The sequence below is a fragment of the Streptomyces sp. NPDC001407 genome (assembly GCF_042895325.1).
Taxonomy (GTDB): domain Bacteria; phylum Actinomycetota; class Actinomycetes; order Streptomycetales; family Streptomycetaceae; genus Streptomyces.
Genome location: NZ_JBIAWF010000003.1, coordinates 323,447 through 347,324, shown reverse-complemented (window position 1 = coordinate 347,324; position 23,878 = coordinate 323,447). Strand labels below are relative to the sequence as shown.

Sequence of the window (23,878 nt, the reverse complement as noted above, 5' to 3'; positions counted from 1 at the left end):
GCGCTCCCTCGGCCTCGGCCCCCCTGACCTCAACGAACCATGGGGGAATCCGTTGCGCCCGGCCGCGCCACCAGCGTCACTGGCACCACTCGCGTCACTCGTCGAGCCGGATGACCTGCGTCGGGCACGTCATGGCCGCCTGACGGACGTCGTCGTGCACGTCCTCCGGGGGTGCCTCCTGGAGCAGGACGACGAGGCCGTCGTCGTCCTGGTCGAAGACGTCCGGCGTGAGCATCACGCACTGGCCGGACCCCACGCACCTGTGGGATTCCACGCTGACACGCATGGCGATGGACCTCGATTCAGGAGCGGATGATCCGGGAGTGGATCACCAGGTGACGGGGAGCTCGTAGACGCCGTAGACCATGGCGTCGTCCTTGAAGCGGAGCTCGTCCAGGGGTGCGGCGAGGCGGAGTCCGGGGATGCGGCGGAAGAGGGTGCCGTAGACGATCTCGAGTTCGAGGCGGGCGAGGTTGGCGCCGATGCACTGGTGGATGCCGTAGCCGAAGGCGAGGTGGCTGCGGGCCTCCTCGCGGTGGATGTCGAGGGTGTCCGGGTCGGGGAAGACGCTCTCGTCGTGGTCGGCGGAGTTGTTGAGCGGGAGGATGCCCTCGCCGGCCCGGATGGTGACGTCACCGACCTCGATGTCCTCCAGGGCCACGCGCGCCGCGCCCGAGTCCGAGATGCTGAAGAAGCGGAGCAGCTCCTCGACCGCCTTGGGCAGCAGCTCGGGGTCGCTCCTGACCGCGTCGAGCTGCTCGGGGTGCTCCAGCAGCGCCAGCACACCGAGGGCGATCATGTTGGCGGTCGTCTCGTGGCCGCCGACGAGCATCAGGCGCGCCATCGTCACGACGTCCGTGTGGTCGGCGACCTGTTCCGTGCGGTTCTTCTCGATGAACCGGCTGATCAGGTCGTCGCCGGGCGCGTTCTCCTTGCTGGTGACCAGCGAGTCCAGATAGGTGTCGAGGGCCTGGACGGCCGCGCCGTACTCCTCGGGGCCGGCGTCGTGGTTCATCATCATCGCCGACCACTCCTCGAACCGCGCGTGGTCCTCGTAGGGGACGCCGAGCAGTTCGCAGATGACGAGGGAGGGCACGGGCAGGGCGAGCGCGGTCACGAGGTCGACCGGGCCGCCCGCGGCGAGCATCGCGTCGATCCGGGCGTCCACGAGCTCCTGGATCCGCGGGCGCATCGCCCGGATCCGGCGCGCGGTGAACTCGGGGATCAGCATGCGGCGCTGGGCGGTGTGGTCCGGCGGGTCCATGGAGAGCAGCATCAGCCGTACGGAGGCGAGCATCTCCTCGGGGATGTGGAACTGGTGCGGATAGCCGGGCAGCTTGAGGTTGGAGCTCACCCGGGAGTCGCCGAGCACCTGCTTCACGTGCTCGTAGGTGGTGATCAGCCAGGCGGGCTTGCCGTTGACCTTGAGCGTGGCGCGGGAGACCGGCTCGCCGGCGCGGAGCTTGGCGTACTCCTCCGGCGGGCTGAACGGGCAGGTGCGGGTCATCGGGAAGGCCGGGTACTGCGCCTGGTCGGCGGACTGCGTCATGGTGCCCCTTCGGACGGTAGGACTCGGTGCGGGTGCGGACGGGTCACCAGGTGACGGGCAGCTCGTAGGCGCCGAACACGATGGCGTCGTCCTTGAAGCGGAGCTCGTCCAGGGGCGCGGCGAGGCGGAGGCCCGGGATGCGGCGGAAGAGGGTGCCGTAGACGATCTCCAGCTCCAGGCGGGCGAGGTTCTGCCCGATGCACTGGTGCACGCCGTAGCCGAAGGCGAGGTGGCTGCGGGCCTCCTCGCGGTGGATGTCCAGGGTGTCCGCGTCGGTGAAGACCGCCTCGTCGTGATTGGCGGAGTTGTTGAGCGGCAGGATGCCCTCGCCGGCCCGGATGGTGACGCCGCCGATCTCGATGTCCTCCAGGGCGACCCGCGCGGTGCCGGAGTCGGAGATGCTGAAGTAGCGCAGGAGTTCCTCGACGGCGCGGGGGAGCAGTCCGGCGTCGCTCTTGACCGCGTCGAGCTGCTCGGGGTGCTCCAGCAGGGCCAGGGTGCCGAGGGCGATCATGTTGGCGGTCGTCTCGTGGCCGGTGACCAGCATCAGCCTGGCCATGCTCACGATGTCGGCGTGCTCGACCGCGGGCTCCTGCCGGTTCTTCTCGATCAGCCGGCTGATCATGTCGTCGCCGGGCTCGCTCTCCTTGGCGGTGACCAGCTGGTCGACGTACCGGTCGAGTTCGTAGTGGGCCTGCCCGCGCTCCTCGTCGCTGATGTCGCGGTTCATGATCTGACCGGCCCAGATCTCGAACCGCGGGTGGTCCTCGTAGGGGACGCCGAGCAGTTCGCAGATGACGAGGGAGGGCACGGGCAGGGCGAGCGCGGTGACGAGGTCGACGGGGCCGCCCGCGGCGAGCATCGCGTCGATCCGGGCGTCCACGATCTGCTGCACCCGCGGCCGCAGGGCGCGCATCTGCCGGACGCTGAACTCGGGTGCCAGCATGCGGCGCTGGACGGTGTGGTCCGGCGGGTCCATCGACAGGAACGTCAGCGGGACCGCCTGGAGCATCTCCTCCGGCACCGGCACCTGGAGCGGATAGCCGGGCAGCTTCAGATTGGCGCTCACCCGGGAGTCGCCGAGCACCTTCTTGACGTGCTCGTGCTTGGCGATCAGCCAGGCGGGCTTGCCGTTGACCTTGAGCGTGGCGCGGGAGACCGGCTCGCCGGCGCGGAGCTTGGCGTATTCCTCCGGCGGGCCGAAGGGGCAGCTGCGGGCCATCGGGAACGCGGGGTGCTGGTGCGCCTGCTCGGCGGGTTGCGTCATGGTGCCCTCTCGCACTCGACTGTTCGTACGGGCGGGCACGGGGACCGGCGCCCGGAGCGGCGTGCCTGCGACCGCCGTTCGCACGCTAGACACCGCGGCCCGCGGAACGTACCCCTACCGGCCCCAGTCAGCGGCCGGTCTTCGGCGCGGCCCGCATGCCGACGTAGACGCACCCGGTGCCGTCGGCCAGCGTCGAGAACACCACCGGCATCCAGTCCTCGCTGAAGGAGGGGCCCGCGCCCGTCCCGGCGAACACCGTCGCGGACACCGGCACCAGGTCGATGTCGAGCGGCGGGGAGAAGTCCTTCATGCCGTCCACGAACTCGTAGACCATGTGCGGCGCGCCGTCGCGCTCGGAGACGGTGATGACCACGCCCTCGCGGCGGTAGGTGCCGACGAGCGGCGCCATGTCGACCACGGGCGGCCGCTCCGCCGGGGCGAGGGAGTCCGGTATCCGCACCCCGGCCAGTTCGGCGAGGAGTTCGCGCAGCAGCGAGGCGTAGAGCTTGCGCGCGGCGCCGCCGTTGGTCAGCAGCGCGACGGCCACGCCAGCCTCCGGCACCACCCGCAGATAGGCGTACTGCCCGATGGACGCGCCGTCGTGGCCGAAGCCCGCGATCCCGTCCCAGTCGTACAGCGTCCAGCCCAGCCCCCAGCCGTCCGCGCTGACCGTCCACTTGTCGGGGACGTCGACCTCGCGCCGCTGCATCGCCGCCACCGTCCCGGGGGAGAGCAGGCGCGTGCCGTCCTGGGCCTTGCCGCCGTCGAGGTGCATCGCGGCCAGCCGCACGACATCGGCGGCGGAGGCGATGACCCGGCCGTACGGGCCCGCCGAGCGCGGCATCATGTCCCACGCGGGGGCCGGCTCCGGGTCCTGGCCCGGCTCGCCCAGGTGCCCCATCGCCGCCCGGAACGCCAGCGCCTCCTCGGGCAGCGTCATCGTCCGGTCGAGCCCGAGCGGGGCCAGCAGCCGCTGCTTGAGAGCCTCGTCCCAGGTCAGCCCGGTGAGCACCTCGACGATGCGGCCCAGCACGTTGTAGCCGACGCTGCTGTACGAGACGGCGGTGCCGGGCGGGCAGTCCAGCGCCACGCCCCGGGCGGCCTCGACGTAACGGGCGAGACAGTCGTCGCCGCGCCCGGTGTCGTGGGTGAAGTCGCAGGTGAGGCCGCTGGTGTGGGAGAGCAGCTGCCGGGTGGTGATGGCCCGGGTGGCCCGGGGGTCGGCGACGGCGAACTCCGGCAGGACGTCCACCACCGGGGCGTCCAGGTCGAGCGCGCCGTCCTCGGCGAGCCCCATCACCAGCGTGGCGGTGTAGACCTTGGCTATCGAGCCGAGCTGGAACACCGAGTCGGTGGTCGCCTCCACGCCCGTGCCCCGGTGCAGCACGCCACTGGCGAGCTCGTGGACGTCCCCTCCGGTGAGCACGGCCAGCGTCGCGCCGGGCACGTGGTGCGCCGCGCGCAGCTCGTCGAACCGTGCCTGCCAGTGGGCGAGATCGAAGGTCATGGCGGGGTCACTCCTCTTGCCGGTGTCTCTCGTCGGGCTCTCTCTGCGAACACTGTACATATATCCGCACAGTGTTCGCAAGATCCGAACGCCGTGCGGACCCGGGGGGTGCGGTTAGGGGCTCCTAGGGGTCCAAGTGGCGCCGGTCGCCCCGTTAGCGTCGGAGCCGGAACACGTAACCGCAGCCCGGAGTGAGGTGCTTACCGTGTCCGCGGACCCCAGCGCGAAGGGAACCGTCCCTTTCGGGGAGTACCAGACCTGGTACCGAATCACCGGCGACCTCGACACGGACAGGCCCGCCCTCGTCGTCGTGCACGGCGGCCCCGGCAGCACGCACGACTACCTGCTGAGCCTCACCGCACTCGCCGAGGCCGGCTGGCCGGTCGTCCACTACGACCAGCTCGGCAACGGCGGATCGACCCATCTGCCCGACCGCGGCGCCGACTTCTGGACCCCCGGGCTCTTCCTCGGCGAGCTGGACAACCTGCTCGGCCGGCTCGGGGTCGCCGGTAACTATGTGCTGTTCGGGCAGTCCTGGGGCGGCCTGCTCTCCGCCAAGCACGCCGCGGCCCGCCCGGCCGGGCTGCGCGGCCTGGTCATCGCCAACTCGCCCGCCTCGTACCCCCTGTGGCTCGACGAGATGGACGTGCTCCGGGCCGCGCTCCCGCCCGGCGTGGACGACACGCTGCGGCGGCACGAGGCGGCCGGCACGACCGACACCGACGAATACTTCACCGCCATGCGCGTCTTCTACGACCGCCACGTGTGCCGGACCCTGCCGTGGCCGCGGGACTTCCTCTCCTCGTTCATGGAGATCTACAACGACCCGACCGTCTACTACACGATGAACGGGCCGAACGAGTTCCATGTGATCGGCACTCTCAAGGACTGGTCGGTCATCGACGACCTGGACACCGTCGCCGTACCCACGCTGCTGCTCAACGGCCGCCACGACGAGGCGACCCAGGTGACCATGCAGCCCTTCCAGGACCGCATCCCGGACGTGCGCTGGGAGGTCTTCGAGGAGTCGAGCCACGTGCCGCACCTGGAGGAGCCGGAGCGGTTCACCGAGGTGCTGACCGATTTCCTGAAGAGCCTGTAGAGACCGGACCGGAAGAGAGGCCCTGGCACCCCATGGCGAACAACACGGCGATCGTCTTTCCCGGCATGGGACCGTCCGCGTTCGGTGACGTCGGCCGGTTCATGGTGGTGAACCCCCGCGCCCGGGAGCTGGTCGCCCTCGCCGACGACGTGCTCGGCTATTGCTTGGTCGACGCCTTCCGCGAGGCCGAGGGCGACTACTCGGAAGCGGCACAGGTCGCCTTCCTGGTCAACTGCCTGGCGTCCGCCGAGTGGGCGCGGCAGCGGCTGGGGATCGAACCCGGCCTGTGCGTGGGGCCGAGCTTCGGCGAGAAGGCGGCGATCGCCTTCTCCGGCGCCCTGCCCGTCGCCGAGGCCGTCCGCGTGACCGCCGAGCTCGCGCGCCGCATGGACGCCTACTTCGCCGAGGAACACCGGGACATTGTCACCCTCTCCTTCACCCGCACGCCCCGCGAGCGGCTCGACGAGATCCTCGCCGAGCTCGACGCCGAGGGCGAATGGCACGCCGTCTCCTGCTACATCGACGACGACTTCTTCATGGTCTCGCTGGCCGAGAGCCGCGTGCCGTGGATGCAGGAACGGCTGCGCGCCGTCGGCGGGATGTCGCTCTACACCATGCGGCCACCCATGCACGCGGCCGCGTTCGCGCCCCTGCGCGAGCAGGTCGAGCGGGAGGTGCTGGCCACCCTCGACTTCGCCGACCCGTGGCTGCCGGTGGTCGCCGACCAGGACGGCACCCTGCTGCACACCGCCGACGGCATCCGCACCATGCTCCTGGACAGCTTCACCCGCCCCCTGGACTGGCCGTCCGTCGTGGACGCACTCAAGAAGGCGGGTGTCGAGCGGGTCTGCGTGGCCGGGCCGGACAGCCTGTTCGGCCGGGTCGGCCGCACGACGAAGAACTTCGAGGTCATCCCCGCCCATCCGCGGCTGGCGATGACACCCCGGCGCCGGGCCGGCGCCGCCTGAGCACCCTTGACGATTGGGATCCAGCATGTGGGACGACCAGTTCGAACAGCTTCTGCGCAAGTTCCTGCCCTTCCTCGGGCCGGACGAGCCGCTGGAGGCCGGCACCTGCCTGCGCGACCTGGGCCTCGACTCCCTGGGCGTGGTCGAGCTCCTCGGGAACCTCGAGCACGCCTATGACGTGAGGTTCCTCGACGGCGCGCTGGCCATGGAGAACTTCGAGAACCCCGGCATCCTCTGGAAGACCGTGGAGAGCCTGCTGCCCACCGCGGCCGGATAGCCGGGACCGGGGACACCACGATGGACGACGACACCCACGACACCATGGAAGCCGTGCTCCCGGCACGCTTCCTGCGCGGCCTGGCCCGCTCGCCGGACCGCCCGGCCGTCCGCTCCGGCGGCGCGCGGCTCACCTACCGCGAACTGCACGAGCGCGCGCTGCTCCTGGCGGGCTCGCTGCTCGCCGGGCTGCCGTCGCGCCCGGCCGCGATCGGCGTGCTGGCGGGCAAGGGCATCTCGGCGTACGCGGCCGTCCTGGCCGGGCTGTACACCGGGATCACCATGGTCCCGCTGCAACCCGCCTTCCCGGCGGCGCGGACCCGGCAGATGATCGAGGCGAGCGGGGTCGGCGCGATCCTCGCGGACGACGACGCGCTGCCCGCCCTGACCGGACTGTGGGAGCTGGGCGTCGATCTTCCGGTGCTCTTCCCCCCGGCGGGCCAGCCGATGCCGGCCGTGCCGGTCGACGCGGCCGCCGTCCTCGAAGGGCCGGTGCGCGTACGGGAGTCGGACATCGCGTACGTGCTGTTCACCTCGGGCTCGACGGGCCGGCCGAAGGGCGTGCCCGTCACGCACGCCAACGCCCGGCACTACTTCCGCCTGCTCGACGAGCGGTACGACTTCGGGCCCGAGGACGTCTTCTCGCAGAACTTCGACCTCAACTTCGACTGCGCGGTCTTCGACCTCTTCTGCGCCTGGGGCGCCGGTGCCACCCTGACCGTGCCACCACCCCAGGCGTTCAGGGACATGCCGGAATTCGCCGCCGCCGAGGGGCTGACCGTCTGGTTCTCCACGCCCAGCGCGATCGCGCTGATCCGGCGCATGGGCGGCCTGCGGCCCGGAGCCATGCCGTCGCTGCGGTGGAGCTTCTTCGCCGGGGAGGCACTGGGCTGCCAGGACGCCGAGGACTGGCACACCGCCGCCCCGGACTCCACCCTGGAGAACCTCTACGGCCCCACCGAGCTGACCATCACCGTCTCCGCCCACCGGTGGACCGCCGGGCGCGGACTCCACGGCGTCGTGCCGATCGGCACGGTGCACGGCGGGCACGACGTCCTGCTGCTCGACCCCACGGGTGCCGAGAGCGCGACCGAGGGGGAACTGTGCGTCGCGGGGCCGCAGCTGACGCCCGGCTACCTCGACCCCACCGACGACATCGGCCGCTTCTTCCACAAGGACGGCCTGCGGTGGTACCGCACCGGGGACCGGGTCCGCCGCGCCGACGACGGTGAGCTCCTCTACCTCGGCCGCGAGGACGCACAGGTCCAGGTGCACGGCGTAAGGGTCGAACTCGCCGAGGTCGACGCCGCGGTGCGGTCCTGCGCCGGAGTGCAGGACGCGGTCACCGTCGCCGTCACCGCGGAGGGCACGGCCGAGCTGGTGGTGTTCTACACCGGCGCCGTCGTGCACCCGGCGAGGCTCGCCCGCGAGGTGCGCGGCGTGCTGCCGGTGGCGATCGTGCCCAAGAAGTACGTGCACCTCACGGAATTCCCGCTGAATCCGAACCGAAAGATAGACCGCAAGAAGCTCGCCCTCCAGGCCGCGCCGACAGTCGACTGAGACGGTCGCTTCCCGGCTGCACACGAGGGCTCTGATGAAAGGTCATACGGGGCGCAGTGAACCGTCAATCGACATCGGACGCCCGTCCGCCCGAGCTGGTGCACGCATTGCTCGACGAGGCCGCGGCCGACGCCGCACCCGACGCTGTCGCGGTCACCGACGGCACCGGACGCTGGACCTACCGGGAACTCGCCGCCCACAGCCACGCCGTCGACGCCTGGCTGGAGGAGCGGGGCGTCGGCCACGGCGACCGGGTGCTGGCTCAACTGCCCAGCACGCGCGAGCTGGTCGCGCTGTTCTACGGGGTCTCGCGGCGCGGCGCCGTCCTCGTGTCGCTCAACCCGGGGATGAAGGACTTCCACCTCCGCTCCGTGCTCGCCAACGCCGAGCCCCGCCTGGTCGTCGCCGCCGACGCGGCGGTGGACAGGGTGGCGGAGTTCTCGCCCGCACCGGTGCTCGGAGCCGGCGAGTTCTGGCGCGACGTGAGCGCCCTGCACGAGAAGGGCGCCCGGGCCGCCGCCCCGGCCGAGGTCGGCGCCGAGGACATCGCGGCGCTCGTCTACACCTCCGGCAGCACGGCCGCGCCCAAGGCCGTCATCTGCCCGCACGGCCCGATGCTCTTCGCCTCGTACGCCATCCAGCTCGAACTCGGCTACCGCCCCGACGACGTGGTCTTCTGCCGTTTCCCGATCTCCTGGGACTACGGGCTCTACAAGATCCTGCTGGCGGCGCTCGGCCGGTCCGAACTCGTCCTCGCCGACGGGGAGTCGGACCTGGTTCTGCTCAAGCGCATCCGGGAGTCCGGGGCGACGGTGGTGCCCATCGTGCCCTCCCTGGCCACCATGATCTGCTCCCTGGCCGAACGCGAGCCCGCCCCCGAGGGGACCTCGCGGGTGCGGATGTTCACCAACACCGGTGCCGCGCTGCCCCGGCCGACGGCCGACGCGCTGCGCGCGGCCTTCCCCGGCGCCGAGGTGGTGCGGCAGTTCGGCCAGACCGAGTGCAAGCGCATCTCCGTGCTGCCCCCGGAGTTCGAGGACACCAAGCGCGACTCGGTGGGCCGCCCGCTGCCGGGCACGAAGGTCTTCGTCCTCGGCCCGGACGGCGCCGAGCTGCCGACCGGCGAGACCGGCGAGATCGTGGTCGAGGGCCCGCACGTGATGCCCGGCTACTGGCGCGCCCCGGAGATCACCGAGCGGACCTTCCGCCGCAACGCCGCGACCGGCGCCCTCCGCCTGCACACCGGCGACTACGGCCACCTGGACGACGACGGCTTCCTCTACTACGAGGGCCGCCGGGACGACATGTTCAAGCGCAAGGGCGTGCGCATGAGCACCACCGAGATCGAGGCCGCCACGATGGACATCCCCGGCGTCCGCGCCGCGGCCGCCCTGCCGCCCGGCGAGGACCGCGACCTGGCGGTGTGCGTCGTGGGGGACGTCGCCCCGCACACCGTGCTGCGCGAACTCGCGCGCCGGCTGGAGCCCGCGAAGGTGCCCGGCCTGTGCCGGGTCGTCGACGAGCTGCCCCTCACCCTGCACGGAAAGCACGAGCGCAAGCAGCTCGCACTGCTGTTTGAAGGGAATTCCCGGTGACCCGCTACACCGAGCTCGCCGAGCGCTTCGGCACTCCGGCCTACGTCTACGACCTCGACCGCGTCGCCGCCGCCAAGCGTGACCTCTTCGCCGCGCTGCCCGAGGAGCTCCACCTCTTCTACGCGGCCAAGGCGAACCCGCACCCGGAGCTCGTCCGCGAGATGTGCGGCGGCGAAGGGCGCGGCTGCCGGCCGGAGATCAGCTCCGTCGGCGAACTCGCCGCCGTCCTGGAGGCCGGGGCCGATCCCGCCGACGTCCTCTACACCGGCCCCGGCAAGACCGAGGAGGAGCTGGCCGAGGCGCTCACCCACGGGGTCCGGCTGTTCTCCGTCGAGTCACCCGGGGACCTGCGCCGCGTCGGCGCGGTCGCCGACCGCCTCGGGGTGATCGCCGACTGCCTGCTGCGGGTCAACAGCGCCTCCGCGACCGCCTCGACGAGCATCCGCATGACCGGCGTGCCCTCGCAGTTCGGCTTCGACAGCGAGACGCTGCCCGCCCTGCGCGACGAGCTCGTCGGCGTGGCCGGGACGCGGGTGGCGGGCGCGCACTTCTTCCCGCTCAGCAACGCCAAGGACGAGGCGAGCCTGATCGCCGAATTCCGGCACACCATCGGCGTCGCCGCGCAGTTGCAGGAGGAGCTGGGCATCCCCTTCCGCTTCCTCGACATCGGCGGCGGATTCGCGGCGCCGTACGCGGTGGCCGGCGAGCGGCCGGTCTACGGCACCCTGCGCGCCGCCCTCGCGGAGTCGCTGGACGCGCACTTCCCCGGCTGGCGCACCGGCGCCCCGCGCGTCGCCTGCGAGTCCGGGCGCTATCTCGTGGGCGACAGCGGCACCCTCCTGGTCGGGGTGGTCAACCTCAAGGAGAGCCGCGGCCGCCGCTTCGCGATCGTCGACGGCGGCATCAACACCTTCGGCGGGATGTCCGGCCTCGGCAGGATCCTCCCGGTCTCCGTGGAGCCGCACGGGACGGACGCCCCGCCCGAGCAGATCGCCAGCCTCGTCGGCCCGCTGTGCACCCCCGGCGACATCCTCGGCCGCGACATCAAGCTGCCCGCGCTGGCACCCGGCGACGTCGTCGCCGTCCCCAACGCGGGCGCGTACGGCCCCACGGCCAGCCTGCTGATGTTCCTCGGCAGACCGGCCCCGGTCGAGGTCGTCGTCCGCGGCGACGAGGTCCTCTCGGCCTCCCGCATCCAGCACACGCGCGGCTACGAGTACGGGCGGGGGACGCGATGACCACCCCGGACACGACGGGCGCCGCCGCCCGGCCAAACACCCCGGCCGGCCGGGACGCGACCGTCATCGTCACCGGCGTCACCTCCGACTCGCACACTTGGAACCTCGTCTTCCTGCAACTGCTGCTGGAGGAACTCGGCTTCGACGTCGTCAACCTCGGCCCCTGCGTGCCCGAGGAACGGGTGGTCGCCGAGTGCCTGGCCCGCGGCCCCGCCCTGCTCGTCGTCAGCAGCGTCAACGGCCACGGCTACCGCGACGGCATGCGGCTGATCAACAGGCTGCGCCGGCAGGGCGGGCTGACCGGCATGCCCGCGGTCATCGGCGGGAAGCTGGGGATCGCCGGACCGCAGAGCGCCGAGCAGCTCGCCGCCCTGGTCACCGCCGGATACGACGCCGTCTTCGACGACGGCGCCGACGGCATGGCCTCCTTCCGGCGGCTGCTCGACACGCTCCCGCAGCGGGCGCTGGCGTGAGCGGAGCGGGGTTCGGCGCGTTCGTCCGCCGGGCCCGCGCCGAGGGCGAGCTCGTCGTGCAGCCCCGGATGGGCATGAGCGAGCCGGACCGGATGCGGGCCGGCCTGAGGGCGACCAAGGCCGCCGCGGGACGCACCGTCGGCACGATCACCCTGGACAGCTACACCCGCGTCCGGGACCTGGAGTCGGCCGGACTCGCCCTCCTGGAGGGCGAGTCGCTCAACGGCTACCCGATCGTCAGCCACGACCTCGCCACCACCCGGTGGGTCCTGGACGGCATTCACGGCCCGGACTTCCCCGTGCAGGTCCGGCACGGCTCGCCCGACCCCGTCGACATCTTCCGGGCCCTGATGACCGCGGGCCTGGACGCGTCCGAGGGCGGCCCCGTCTCGTACTGCCTGCCCTACGGGCGCGTCCCGCTGCACGAGTCGGTGGACAACTGGGCGCGCTCGTGCGACGTGTTCGTCCGGCTGCGCGACTTCGGCATGGAACCGCACCTGGAGACCTTCGGCGGGTGCATGCTCGGACAGCTGTGCCCGCCCAGCCAGCTGGTGGCCCTCAGCGTGCTCGAAGCGCTCTTCTTCCACCAGCACGGACTGCGCAGCATTTCCGTCAGCTACGCCCAGCAGACGCATCCGCAACAGGACGCCGAAGCCGTCGCCGCCTTGCGCAGACTGTGCGCGGAGCTCCTGCCCGACACCGACTGGCACGTCGTCATCTACGCCTACATGGGCGTCTATCCGACGTCACCGGAAGGCGCCTACGGACTGCTCGGCGCGGCGGCGGAACTCGCCGCGACGACCGGCTCGGAACGGCTGATCGTGAAGACCGAGGCCGAATCCCTGCGGATTCCCACGGTCGAGGAGAACATCAGCGCGCTGGAATACGCGGCGGCCGCCGCGGCCCGGGCCCGGCCCGCCGGAGCACCCCCGGACGCCGATTCCCAGACCTACGCGGAAGCCGCCGCCCTGATCTCCGCCGTGCTCAACATGGCGCCGGATCTCGGCCAGGCCCTGCTGCTGGCCTTCCGGCGCGGATATCTCGACATTCCCTACTGCCTGCACCCGGACAACGCCGGGCGCAGCAGGAGTTACATCGACGGCTCGGGGCGGCTGCGCTGGGCGGACATCGGCCGGCTGCCGCTGTCCGGCGTGGTCGGGACGGGCGGGGCCCGCTCCGTGACCTCCGGCGAACTGCTGGAGTCCCTTTCCTACATGCGCCGGAAGTTCGACCCCGAAACGCTCACCGGCACACCCCGCAAGAAAGCACTCGGCCCTAGGGGTGCTTAAGGGTGTGGCCCTTCCCGGTGCCTCACTAACGTCACAGGAAAACGGTCTCGGCCGAAAGTGGAGATGCGCGGATGAACGAGTCCAGTTCCGATTCAGCACTGGCACGGCTGCTGGCCACCGCCGCGCCCTCGGAACACCGGAGAGTGGTGCTCGACCTCGTGCACGCCCACGCGGCGGCGGCACTGCGGGCGGCCCGCCCCGACGCCCCCGCGAGCCTGGACCTCACGCTCCCCTTCGCCGGACTGGGCTTCGACTCACTGGCGGCGGTCGACCTGCACCGCAGACTGAGCGCGGCGACCGGCCTCGACCTGCCGGTCACCCTCGCCTACGAATACCCCACCCCCGTCGCGCTCGCCGAGCGGCTGCTGACCGGGGCCCTCGGGGACGCCGCCGCCCGGCCCGCACCGGCACCGGTCGCGGCCGACGCCCTGGGCGAGCCCGTCGCCGTCGTCGGCATCGGCTGCCGCTTCCCCGGCGGGATCGGCTCGCCGGAGGAGCTGTGGCAGCTGCTCGTCGACGGCGGCGAGGTCCTCTCGGCCTTCCCCGACGACCGCGGCTGGGACCTCGACGGCATCTTCGACGAGGACCCCGACGCCCCCGGCAAGAGCTATGTGCGCACCGGCGGATTCCTCGGCACCGCCACCGAGTTCGACGCCGACTTCTTCGGCATCAGCCCGCGCGAGGCCCCCGCGATGGACCCCCAGCAGCGGCTCGTGCTGGAGACCGCGTGGGAGGCGCTGGAGCGCGCTGGCATCGACCCGACCGGCCTGCGCGGCAGCGCGGCGGGCATGTTCTTCGGCGCCGAGGTGCAGGAGTACGGCCCGCGCCTGCACGACGCCCCCGACGGACTCGACGCCTATCTGATGACCGGCAACGCGCCGAGCGTCATCTCCGGACGCGTCGCGTACGTCCTGGGCACCGAGGGACCGGCGGTCACCGTCGACACCGCCTGCTCGGCCTCCCTCGTCGCCATCCACCTGGCCTGCCAGTCGCTGCGCCAGGGCGAGTCCTCGCTGGCCCTGGCCGGAGGCGTCGCCGTGATGGGCGGACCCGGGGTCTTCACCGCCTTCAGCAGGCAGCGCGGACTGGCCCCGGACGGCCGCTGCAAGGCGTTCGCGGCATCCGCCGACGGCACCGGCTTCGCCGAGGGCGTCGGCATCCTGGTGCTCGAACGCCTCTCCGAGGCGCGGCGCAACGGCCACCGGGTGCTCGCCGTCGTGCGCGGCTCGGCGGTCAACCAGGACGGTGCCAGCAACGGTCTCACCGCCCCCAGCGGCGCCGCCCAGCAGCGCCTCATCCGCCAGGCCCTGGCCAACTCCGGCCTCACCCCCGCCGACGTCGACGCGGTCGACGCGCACGGCACCGGCACCACCCTCGGCGACCCCATCGAGGCCAACGCGCTGCTCGCGACCTACGGCCAGGAGCGGGGCGAGGGCGGACCGCTGCTCCTCGGCTCGGTCAAGTCCAACCTCGGGCACACCCAGGGCGCCGCGGGCGTGGCCGGGGTGATCAAGATGATCCTGAGCATGCGCCACGGCCACCTGCCCCGGACCCTGCACGTGGACGCCCCCAGCCCGCACATCGACTGGTCCTCGGGCGCGGTCGAACTGCTCACCGAGGGCACGCCCTGGCCCGACGCGGGACGCCCGCGCAGGGCCGGCGTCTCCTCGTTCGGCGTGAGCGGCACCAACGCCCACCTGATCCTGGAGCAGCCCGACGACGAAGAGGCACCGGAGGCCACCGGGCAGCCGGTCGCCCCCGGCGCGCTGCCCTTCGTCCTGACCGCACGCGGCGAACAGGCGCTGCGCGCCCAGGCGGCCGCCCTGCTGCCCCTCGCCGAGGAGGCGCCCCTCACCGACCTCGCGTACTCCCTGGGCACCACCCGCGCCGCCCTCCCGCACCGCGCCACCATCGTCACCGACGACCGCGAAGCCCTGCGCGCGGCATTGACGGACCTCGCCTCCGGCACCGCCCCCACGACCGTCGCCGCACCCGGCGGGCTCGCCTTCCTCTTCACCGGACAGGGCAGCCAGCGCATCGGCATGGGACGCGAACTCGCCGAAGCCTTCCCGGCGTTCGCCGAGGCACTCGACGACGCGTGCGCCTGCTTCGACATGCAGCTCGAACCGCCCCTGAGCGACGTGCTGTTCGCCGACCCCGGCACACCCGAGGCCGAGCGGCTGCACGAGACCGCGTACGCCCAGCCCGCGCTGTTCGCCGTCGAGGTCGCGCTGTTCCGGCTCCTGGAGAGCTGGGGCGTGCGGCCCGACTACCTCGCCGGGCACTCCATCGGCGAGATCGCCGCCGCGCACGCCGCCGGGGTGCTGTCCCTGGAGGACGCCGCGATCCTCGTCGCCGCCCGCGGCAGGCTGATGCAGGAACTCCCGGCAGGCGGCGCGATGGTCGCGGTCCAGGCCACCGAGGCCGACGTCACGCCCCTGCTCACCGCCCGCACCGGCATCGCCGCGGTCAACGGCCCCGCCTCGGTGGTGCTCTCCGGGGACGAGAGCGACGTCCTGCGCATCGCCGCGACGCTCGCGGAGCGAGGCCACCGCACCAAGCGCCTGCGGGTCAGCCACGCCTTCCACTCGCCCCTGATGGAGCCGATGCTCGCGGAGTTCCGCCGCGTCGCCCAGGTGCTCACCTACGCCCCGCCCGCCCTCCCCGTCGTGTCCACCGTCACCGGCGCCCTCACCACCGACGAGCTGTGCGACCCCGAGCACTGGGTCGAGCACGTCCGCGCCCAGGTCCGCTTCCACGACAGCGTGCGCGCGCTGGAGGGCGCGGGTGTCCGCACGTTCCTGGAACTCGGGCCCGACGGCGTGCTCTGCGCGATGGGCGAGGAGAGCGCCCAGGGCGACGACCCGGCCTTCGTCCCGCTGCTGCGCCGCGACCGCCCCGAGGCACACGAGGCCGTGTCCGCGCTCGCGGTGGCGTACGGGCGGGGCGTGCGCGTCGACTGGGCGGGCTTCCACGCGGGCCGCGGCGCCCGGCGGATCGACCTGCCGACGTACGCCTTCCAGCGCAAGCGGTTCTGGCTGGAACCGGGCTGGGCCACCGCCGACGCCACCGGCCTGGGCCAACTGCCCGCCGGACACCCGCTGCTGGGCGCGGTGGTCGCCGTCGGTGCCGACGGCGTGGTGCTGACGGGACGGCTGTCGCTGCGTACCCACCCGTGGCTGGCCGATCACGTCATCTCCGGGCGGGTGCTGTTCCCCGGCACCGCGTTCGTTGAGCTGGCGCTGCGCGCGGGCGACCACGTCGGCGCGGGCACGCTGGAGGAGCTGACCCTCGGCGCCCCGCTGGTGCTGCCCGCCGACGGGGGAGTGGCGGTGCAGGTCGCGGTGGGGGAGCCGGACGGGTCGGGGCGGTACCCGCTCACGGTCCACTCCCGGCCGGACGCCGCGGACGCCGGGACGTGGACCCGGCACGCCACCGGCGTCCTCACGCCCGCCACCGCACCGGCCGCCCCCGTACGGCAGGAGGCCTGGCCGCCCCAGGGCGCCGACCCCGTCGACCTCACCGGCGTTTACGCCCGGCTCGCCGACGAGGGCTACGGCTACGGCCCCGCCTTCCGGGGCCTGCGCGCCGCGTGGCGGCGCGGCGACGACGTCTACGCCGAGGTGGCACTCGACGGCGAGGCGGCCGCCGACGCGGCCGCGTTCGGCCTGCACCCGGCGCTGCTCGACGCCGCCCTGCACGCCGCCGACCTCGGCGCCGCGCCCCGCGCGGAGGTGCTGGTGCCGTTCGCCTGGACGGATGTGGCGCTGCACGCGGCCGGCGCCACCTCGGTGCGCGTCCACATCTCCCGCGGTGGCAAGGACACGCTCTCGCTCCGGCTCGCCGATGCCACGGGCGCACCGGTGGCCACCGTGGGCGCGCTGACATCCCGGCCGGTGCCCGACACCGAGACGCTCCACACCGTGCGGCCGCTCCCGGTGCCCAGGCCCACGGCGGCCGCGGAGCCCCGCGTCACCACCCTCGACGGCGGACTCGGGGAACTGGCCGAGCCGGTGCCGGACGTGGTCGTCCACCGCGTCCCGGACCACGACGGCCTGCCCGCGGCCGTGGCACGGACCGCGACCGGCGCCGTCCTGCGGCTCCTCCAGGACTGGCTGGCCGACGACCGCTGCGCCGACGCACGGCTCGTCGTCGTCACCACGCCCGGCCCGGCCCACGCGCCGGTCCGCGGCCTGGTGCGCTCGGCCCAGGCGGAGAACCCCGGCCGCTTCGTCCTCCTGGAGCACGACGGCCCGCTGCCCGACCGCGACCTGACCGCGGCCCTCGCCACCGGCGAGCCCGAACTCTCCGTGCACGACGGCGAATTCCGCGCCCCTAGGCTGACGGTCCTTCAGCCCGTACGGAACGCCCCGCCGGAGTGGGGCACCGTGCTGATCACCGGCGGCACCGGCGGCCTGGGCGGCCTGCTGGCCCGGCACCTGGTGCGCGAACACGGCGTCCGTGAGCTGGTGCTGGCGAGCCGGCGCGGATCCGCGCCCGAGCTGGCCGCCGAACTCACCGCGCTGGGCGCGGAGGTGACGGTGGCCACCTGCGATGTGAGTGACCGTCAGGCAGTGGCCGCGCTGCTGGACGCGCACCCCGTCGACTCCGTGATCCACGCCGCCGGGACCGTGCGCGACGGCGTGATCGGCTCGCTCACCGACGAGATGCTCGACGAGGTCTTCCGGGCCAAGACCGACGGCGCCTGGCACCTGCACGAGCTCACCCGGGACCGGGAGCTGAGGGCGTTCGTGCTGTTCTCCTCGCTCGCCGCCGTCCTCGACGGCGCCGGGCAGGGCAACTACGCGGCCGCCAACGCCTCCCTCGACGCCCTCGCCGAGCACCGCGCCTCCCTCGGCCTGCCCGCCACCGCCCTCGCCTGGGGCCTGTGGGCCACGGACACCGGCATGGGCGCGGACCTCGACGCGAGCGCCCTCACCCGCATCGCGAGGTACGGACTGCCCGGCCTCGACGCCGCGCGCTCGCTGCGCCTGTTCGACGCGGCGGTCCGCTCCGGCGCGGCCCGGGTGGCCCCCGTCGAGATCGACGCCGCCGCCGTACGCGCCCGCCCCGACGGGATCCCGCCGTTGCTCAGCGCCCTGGTGCGGCCGGTCACCCGGCGCGCCGTCGCGGCCCGCGAGACCCCGCGGCCCGCCGTCGCCGGCACCCTGGGCGCCCTGCCCCCGGCGGAGCGGGACCGCGCGCTGCTGGAACTCGTCCGCACCGAGGTCGCCGCCGTCCTGCGGCACGAGGGCGCCGCCGCCGTCGACCCGGGCCGCGCGTTCACCGAGACCGGCTTCGACTCGCTGTCGGCCGTCGAACTGCGCAACCGGCTCAACTCCGCGACCGGCCTGCGCCTCCCGGCCACCCTCGTCTTCGACCACCCCACCCCGAAGATCCTCGCCGCCCACATCCGCGACACCCTCTTCGGTGCCGAGCGGCGCGAGGAGGCGCGGCCCGCGCCGGCCGCCGCCCTCGGGGACGAGCCGATCGCCATCGTCGGCATGAGCTGCCGCTACCCCGGCGGCGTCCGCTCCCCCGAGGAGCTGTGGCGGCTGGTCGCCGACGGCGTCGACGGCGTCGGCGCCTTCCCCGACGACCGCGGCTGGGACACCGAGGGGCTCTACGACCCCGAGCCGGGCACCCCCGGCAAGACCTACGCCCGCGAGGGCGGATTCCTCTACGACGCGGCCGAGTTCGACGCCGACTTCTTCGGCATCAGCCCCCGCGAGGCGGTGGCGATGGACCCCCAGCAGCGCCTCCTCCTGGAGGTCTCCTGGGAGGCGCTCGAACGGTCCGGCATCGACCCCGCCGCCATCCGCGGCACCCGCACCGGCGTCTTCGCCGGGGTGATGTACCACGACTACGGCAGCTGGCTCACCGACGTACCCGAGGACGTCGCCGCGTACTTCGGCAACGGCAACCTCGGGAGCGTCGTCTCCGGCCGGGTCGCCTACGCGCTCGGGCTGGAGGGGTCGGCCGTCACCGTCGACACGGCCTGCTCGTCGTCGCTGGTCACCCTGCACCTGGCGGCCCAGGCCCTGCGGCAGGGCGAGTGCTCCCTGGCGCTGGCCGGGGGAGTGACGGTGATGTCCACCCCCGACACGTTCGTCGACTTCAGCAGGCAGCGAGGGCTGGCCGGTGACGGCCGCTGCAAGTCCTTCGCGGCCGCGGCGGACGGTACCGGCTGGGGCGAGGGCGTCGGCGTCCTGGTGGTGGAGCGCCTCTCCGACGCCCGGCGCAACGGCCACCGCGTGCTGGCCCTCGTCAAGGGCAGCGCGATCAACTCCGACGGCGCCTCCAACGGCCTGACCGCGCCCAACGGCCCGTCCCAGCAGCGCGTCATCCGCGCCGCGCTCACCGGTGCCGGACTCACCACCGCCGACGTCGACGTGGTCGAGGCGCACGGCACCGGCACCACCCTCGGCGACCCGATCGAGGCGCAGGCGCTGCTGGCCACGTACGGCCAGGACCGGCCCGAGGACCGGCCGTTGTGGCTGGGCTCCATCAAGTCCAACATCGGCCACACCCAGGCCGCCGCCGGTGTCGCCGGGGTGATCAAGATGGTGATGGCGATGCGGCACGGCACGCTGCCGAAGACGCTGCACGTGGACGCCCCCTCCGACCAGGTCGACTGGACGGCCGGCGCGGTGGACCTGCTCACCGAGGCCCGGCCGTGGGAGAAGGACGACAGGCCCCGCCGGGCCGCGGTCTCCTCCTTCGGCATCAGCGGTACGAACGCGCACGTGATCCTCGAAGAGGTCACGCCCGGGCCGGACTTCGTGACCGAAGGGGCCACGCCCGGGCCGGACCTCGTGACGGGGGAGGGCACGCCCGCACCGGGTCTCGTGACCGGAGGGGCCACGCCCGATCCGGCCCTCGCGACCGGAGAGGTCACGCCCGATCCGGATCTCGTGACCGGAGGGGCCGCGCCCGCACGGGGCCTCGTGGCCGAAGGGGACGCACGCGAGCTGGATCCCGTGACCGGAGAGACCGCGCCCGATCCGGCGCCCGCCACCACCCCGCCCCAGCCCCTCGTGGCACTGCCCGTCTCCGCGCGCGGCCCCGAGGCCCTGCGCGCCCAGGCCGAGCGGCTGCGCCCCCTGGTCTCCGAGGAGTCCGGCCCGGGCCTCGCCGACATCGGCTTCGCCCTGGCCACCGACCGCACCGCGCACCGGGACCGCGCGGTGATCCTCGCCGCCGACCGGGCCGAGGCGGACGCGGCCCTCGCCGCGCTCGCGGCCGGGAACCCCGCCGCCCACCTCGTCACCGGCGCGGTCACCGAGGGCTCGCTCGCCTTCCTCTTCTCCGGCCAGGGCTCCCAGCGCCTGGGCGCGGGCCGCGAGTGGTACGCGGCCTTCCCCGTCTTCGCCGAGCACTTCGACCGGGTCGCCGCCCTGCTGGACAAGTCCCTGGAACGGCCCCTCGCCGACGTACTCTTCGGCCAGGAGGCGGACCTGCTGGAGCAGACGGCCTACACCCAGGCCGCGCTCTTCGCGACGGAGGTGGCGCTCTACCGCCTGCTGGAGTCCTTCGGGCTGCGGCCCGACTGGCTGGCGGGCCACTCGATCGGCGAGTTCGCGGCCGCGCACGTCGCCGGGGTCTGGTCCCTGGAGGACGCGGCCAGGGCCGTCTCCGCGCGCGGCCGCCTGATGCAGGCGCTGCCCGAGGGCGGCGCGATGGTGGCCGTGCGGGCCACCGAGGAGGAGGTGCTGCCCCTGCTCGACGAGCGGACGAGCATCGCCGCCGTCAACGGCCCGGACTCCGTCGTCGTCTCCGGCGACACCGAAGCCGTCCTCGCCGTCGCGGCGAACTTCGCCCGGACCAAGCGGCTGCGGGTCTCCCACGCCTTCCACTCGCCCCGCACGGACGCCATGCTCAAGGAGTTCGGCGAGGTCATGGCCGCACTCACCCCCGCCGAGCCGGCGATCCCGCTCGTCTCCACGCTGACCGGCCGCCCGGCCACCGCGGCGGAGCTGTGCTCCCCGGACTACTGGGTCCGGCACGTCCGTCGCACCGTGCGCTTCGCCGACGCCGTCACCACCCTGACCGGCCAGGGCGTCACCACCTTCCTGGAACTCGGGCCCGACGCCGTGCTCACCGCCATGGGCCAGGACTGCGCCACCGAAGCGGTCTTCACCTCGGTCTCCCGCAAGGACCGCCCCGAGGTGCGCGAACTGCTGGGCGCGCTCGCGCGGGTCCACACCCGCGGCGCCGACGTGGACTGGTCCGCGCTCCACGGCGGCCGTACGGGACACCGGGTCGACCTCCCGACGTACGCCTTCCGGCGCAAGCGCTTCTGGCTCGACGTCCCCCCGGCGAAGGGCGACGCGGGCGGGCTCGGCCAGGCGCCGCTCGACCACCCGCTCGTGGGCGCGGAGATCCGCGTCGCCGCCTCCGACGGCGTCATGCTGACCGGCCGGATCTCCCTGGCCACCCACCCGGCACTCGCCGAACACGCCGTCCTCGGCACCGTGCTGCTTCCCGGCACGGCGCTCGTCGACCTCGCGATCCGGGCGGGTGACCTCGTCGGCCGCCCGGTCCTGGAGGAACTCACCCTCCAGGCGCCCCTGGTGCTGCCGCGACGCGGGGCCGTGCGGCTCCAGGTGACGGCTGGTCAGGACGGCGCGGTGGAGATCTTCTCGCGCCCCGAGCACGCCGCCGCCGACGCGGGCTGGACCAGGCACGCGACCGGCCTCCTCACCGACCGGCCCGCCGAGAGGCCCGCGCCGCACACCGAGTGGCCGCCGCCGGGCGCCGTTCCCGTCGACACCGGCGGGCTCTACGACCGGCTGGGCGCCGACGGCTTCGCGTACGGGCCCGTCTTCCGCGGCGTCCAGGCCGCCTGGCGCCGGGGCGACGAGGTCTTCGCCGAGCTCGAACTGCCCGTGTCGGCACAGGCCGAGGCCGCGGCGTTCGGCCTGCACCCCGCCCTGCTCGACGCCGCCCTGCACGTCACCTCGCTCCTCGACGACGACGCGGCCGAAGAGGGGACACGGCTGCCCTTCGCCTGGAACGACGTCGCCCTGCACGCCGTCGGCGCCTCGGCCGCCCGCGCACGGCTCACCCGCGCCGACGCCGGGAGCGTACGCATCGAGCTGGCGGACGGCACCGGGGCGCCGCTGGCGACGGTCGGGTCCTACGTGACCCGGCCCGTCACGGCGGACCAGCTGAGCGCGGAGCAGGACGCCCTGTTCGCCGTGGAGCTGACGCCCTGCCCGCAGGGCGAACCCGCCACCGCACAGCGGAAGTTCGTGGTCCTGGGTGACGGCGACCTCGGGCTCGGCCTGCCCACCTGCCCGGACCTCGCCGCACTCGGTGAGAACATGCCCGACACCGTCCTCCTGCCCGTCCGGGCGGACTCCGGCGACGTGCCGACGGCCGTGCGCTCGGCCCTGCACGCCGTGCTCGGCCCAGTGCGGGACTGGTCGGCCGACGAGCGGTACGCCGCGTCGACGCTCGTCGTCCTCACCGGCGCCGGGCTCGCCGACGCCGCCGTACGCGGCCTGGTCCGCGCGGCGCAGGCCGAGGACCCGGGCCGGGTCGTCCTCGCGGACCTCGGCGAGGGCCCGCTGTCCCTGTCCGCGCTGGCCGCCGCGCTCGACGCGGCGGAGCCCGAGGTCGTCCTCCGCGACGGCGCGGCCTTCGTGCCCCGCCTCGCCCGGGTCCGCACAGACGCGGACGCTCGCGCCGACGAGACGGACGACTGGGGCACCGTCCTGGTCACCGGCGGCACCGGCGGGCTCGGCGCGCTCGTCGCCCGGCACCTCGCGCGGCGCCACGGCGTCACCCGGCTGGTCCTCGCCGGGCGCCGGGGCCCGCAGGCGCCCGGCGTGCGGGAGCTGACGGAGGAACTGGCCGCCCTCGGCGCGCACGCCGACGTGGTCGCCTGCGACGTCGCGGACCGCGCGGCGCTCGCCGCGCTGCTCGCCGGGCACCCCGTCCACAGCGTCGTGCACGCCGCCGGCGTCCTCGACGACTCCCTCATCGGCTCGCTCACACCGGAGCGCATCGATACGGTGCTCCGGCCCAAGGCGGACGCCGCCTGGCACCTGCACGAGCTGACGAAGGGTCAGAAGATCGCGAAATTCGTCCTGTTCTCCTCGGCGGCGGGCACCCTGGACGCCACCGGCCAGGGCAACTACGCGGCCGCCAACGTCTTCCTCGACGCGCTCGCCGAGCACCGCCGCGCCGCCGGACTGCCCGCCGTCTCCCTGGCCTGGGGTCTGTGGGACCAGGCCGGAGGGATGGGCGGCCGGCTCGACGCCGCCGACCGGCAGCGCATCGCCCGCGCGGGCATCGGCGCACTCGAACCCGCCGACGGGCTCGCCCTCTTCGACGCCGCCGTGCGCACCGGCCGCCCCACGCTCGTACCGGTCCGCCTCGACCTCGCCGCGCTCCGCCGCCGGGGCGACGACGTCCCCGCCGTGCTGCGCGCGCTGACCGGGCCCCCGGCTCGCCGCGCCGCACCCGCCGCGCGGGCCACGGCCGGTGGCACCTCGCTCGCCCAGCGGCTCACCACCCTGCCGCCCGCCGACCACGAGCACGCCGTCCTCGAGGCGGTGCGCACCGAGGTCGCCGCCGTGCTCGGCCACGACGGCCCGGCCTCCGTCGAACCCAAGCGCGCCTTCACCGAGCTGGGCTTCGACTCCCTCGCCGCGGTGGAGCTGCGCAACAAGCTGAACGCCGTGAGCGGGCTGCGGCTCCCCTCCACCATGATCTTCGACTACGCCACCCCGGCGGCCCTCGCGGCCTATCTCCTCACCCGGCTCGTCCCCGACCGGCCGTCGGCCGGGACACCGCCCGAGGAAGCCGACGACGCCCGGCTGCACGACCTGCTGACCGCCATCCCGGTCGCCCGCATCCGGGAAGCGGGCCTGCTGGACAGCCTTCTGAAGCTGTCCGGAACGACCGAGCCGACCGAGCCGACCGCACCGGCCGGCCCGGACGGCGGGCCGGCCGCCGGCCTCAAGACCCTGTCGGACATCAAGAACATGGATGTCGCCGACCTCGTCCGAGCTGCACTCGACCGCAGTGACGCCAAGTAACAACCA

Annotated in this window: 13 protein-coding genes; 9 read left to right on the top strand and 4 right to left on the bottom strand. The window is 73.7% G+C overall.

Annotated elements, in window-relative coordinates; all coding sequences use genetic code 11:
- Window positions 1–94: 94 nt before the first annotated feature.
- From ACFY1P_RS06860 to ACFY1P_RS06845, 4 genes are all read right to left on the bottom strand, one after another.
- Complete coding sequence (locus ACFY1P_RS06860; protein ID WP_390749945.1) at window positions 95–274, bottom strand: ferredoxin; 180 nt, start codon at window positions 272–274, stop codon at window positions 95–97.
- A 54-nt stretch (window positions 275–328) separates the two neighbouring features.
- Complete coding sequence (locus tag ACFY1P_RS06855; RefSeq protein ID WP_361530185.1) at window positions 329–1,549, bottom strand: cytochrome P450; 1,221 nt, start codon at window positions 1,547–1,549, stop codon at window positions 329–331.
- 43 nt (window positions 1,550–1,592) lie between these two features.
- The gene (locus ACFY1P_RS06850; protein WP_361530182.1) at window positions 1,593–2,816 is read right to left on the bottom strand and encodes a cytochrome P450; all 1,224 of its coding nucleotides are present in this window, start codon (window positions 2,814–2,816) and stop codon (window positions 1,593–1,595) included.
- 127 nt (window positions 2,817–2,943) lie between these two features.
- Entirely contained in the window at window positions 2,944–4,323 is a 1,380-nt protein-coding gene (locus ACFY1P_RS06845) for a serine hydrolase domain-containing protein (RefSeq protein WP_390749944.1), read from the bottom strand.
- 205 nt (window positions 4,324–4,528) lie between these two features.
- Here ACFY1P_RS06845 and ACFY1P_RS06840 point away from each other — a divergent pair, with 205 nt between their 5' ends.
- From ACFY1P_RS06840 to ACFY1P_RS06800, 9 genes are all read left to right on the top strand, one after another.
- Complete coding sequence (locus tag ACFY1P_RS06840; RefSeq protein ID WP_361530176.1) at window positions 4,529–5,425, top strand: proline iminopeptidase-family hydrolase; 897 nt, start codon at window positions 4,529–4,531, stop codon at window positions 5,423–5,425.
- Window positions 5,426–5,457: 32 nt separating this feature from the next.
- Window positions 5,458–6,393 (top strand): ACP S-malonyltransferase, encoded by a 936-nt coding sequence (locus ACFY1P_RS06835; protein WP_361530173.1) that lies wholly within the window; start codon window positions 5,458–5,460, stop codon window positions 6,391–6,393.
- A 25-nt stretch (window positions 6,394–6,418) separates the two neighbouring features.
- On the top strand, window positions 6,419–6,670 hold the full coding sequence (locus tag ACFY1P_RS06830) for an acyl carrier protein (RefSeq protein ID WP_361530197.1): 252 nt from the start codon (window positions 6,419–6,421) through the stop codon (window positions 6,668–6,670).
- Window positions 6,671–6,714: 44 nt separating this feature from the next.
- Window positions 6,715–8,229: an AMP-binding protein gene (locus ACFY1P_RS06825; protein ID WP_390750026.1), complete on the top strand. Its 1,515-nt coding sequence runs from the start codon at window positions 6,715–6,717 to the stop codon at window positions 8,227–8,229.
- Window positions 8,230–8,285: 56 nt separating this feature from the next.
- The gene (locus tag ACFY1P_RS06820) at window positions 8,286–9,824 is read left to right on the top strand and encodes an AMP-binding protein (RefSeq protein ID WP_390749943.1); all 1,539 of its coding nucleotides are present in this window, start codon (window positions 8,286–8,288) and stop codon (window positions 9,822–9,824) included.
- Window positions 9,821–11,062 (top strand): type III PLP-dependent enzyme, encoded by a 1,242-nt coding sequence (locus tag ACFY1P_RS06815; RefSeq protein WP_390749942.1) that lies wholly within the window; start codon window positions 9,821–9,823, stop codon window positions 11,060–11,062. Before ACFY1P_RS06820 ends, ACFY1P_RS06815 begins: the two co-directional genes overlap by 4 nt.
- Complete coding sequence (locus tag ACFY1P_RS06810; protein WP_361530161.1) at window positions 11,059–11,535, top strand: cobalamin-dependent protein; 477 nt, start codon at window positions 11,059–11,061, stop codon at window positions 11,533–11,535. Before ACFY1P_RS06815 ends, ACFY1P_RS06810 begins: the two co-directional genes overlap by 4 nt.
- Window positions 11,532–12,824 (top strand): methylaspartate mutase, encoded by a 1,293-nt coding sequence (locus tag ACFY1P_RS06805; protein WP_361530158.1) that lies wholly within the window; start codon window positions 11,532–11,534, stop codon window positions 12,822–12,824. The genes ACFY1P_RS06810 and ACFY1P_RS06805 overlap by 4 nt, the downstream gene beginning before the upstream one ends.
- Window positions 12,825–12,895: 71 nt before the next feature.
- Complete coding sequence (locus tag ACFY1P_RS06800; RefSeq protein ID WP_390749941.1) at window positions 12,896–23,872, top strand: SDR family NAD(P)-dependent oxidoreductase; 10,977 nt, start codon at window positions 12,896–12,898, stop codon at window positions 23,870–23,872.
- Window positions 23,873–23,878 lie beyond the last annotated feature (6 nt).

Bases quoted from the DNA above. Each gene is read 5' to 3' on its own strand.
- ACFY1P_RS06855 (WP_361530185.1), bottom strand. From the start codon at position 1,549: ATGACGCAGTCCGCCGACCAGGCGCAGTACCCGGCCTTCCCGATGACC.
- ACFY1P_RS06850 (WP_361530182.1), bottom strand. From the start codon at position 2,816: ATGACGCAACCCGCCGAGCAGGCGCACCAGCACCCCGCGTTCCCGATG.
- ACFY1P_RS06845 (WP_390749944.1), bottom strand. From the start codon at position 4,323: ATGACCTTCGATCTCGCCCACTGGCAGGCACGGTTCGACGAGCTGCGC.
- ACFY1P_RS06835 (WP_361530173.1), top strand. From the start codon at position 5,458: ATGGCGAACAACACGGCGATCGTCTTTCCCGGCATGGGACCGTCCGCG.
- ACFY1P_RS06830 (WP_361530197.1), top strand. From the start codon at position 6,419: ATGTGGGACGACCAGTTCGAACAGCTTCTGCGCAAGTTCCTGCCCTTC.
- ACFY1P_RS06825 (WP_390750026.1), top strand. From the start codon at position 6,715: ATGGAAGCCGTGCTCCCGGCACGCTTCCTGCGCGGCCTGGCCCGCTCG.
- ACFY1P_RS06810 (WP_361530161.1), top strand. From the start codon at position 11,059: ATGACCACCCCGGACACGACGGGCGCCGCCGCCCGGCCAAACACCCCG.
- ACFY1P_RS06800 (WP_390749941.1), top strand. From the start codon at position 12,896: ATGAACGAGTCCAGTTCCGATTCAGCACTGGCACGGCTGCTGGCCACC.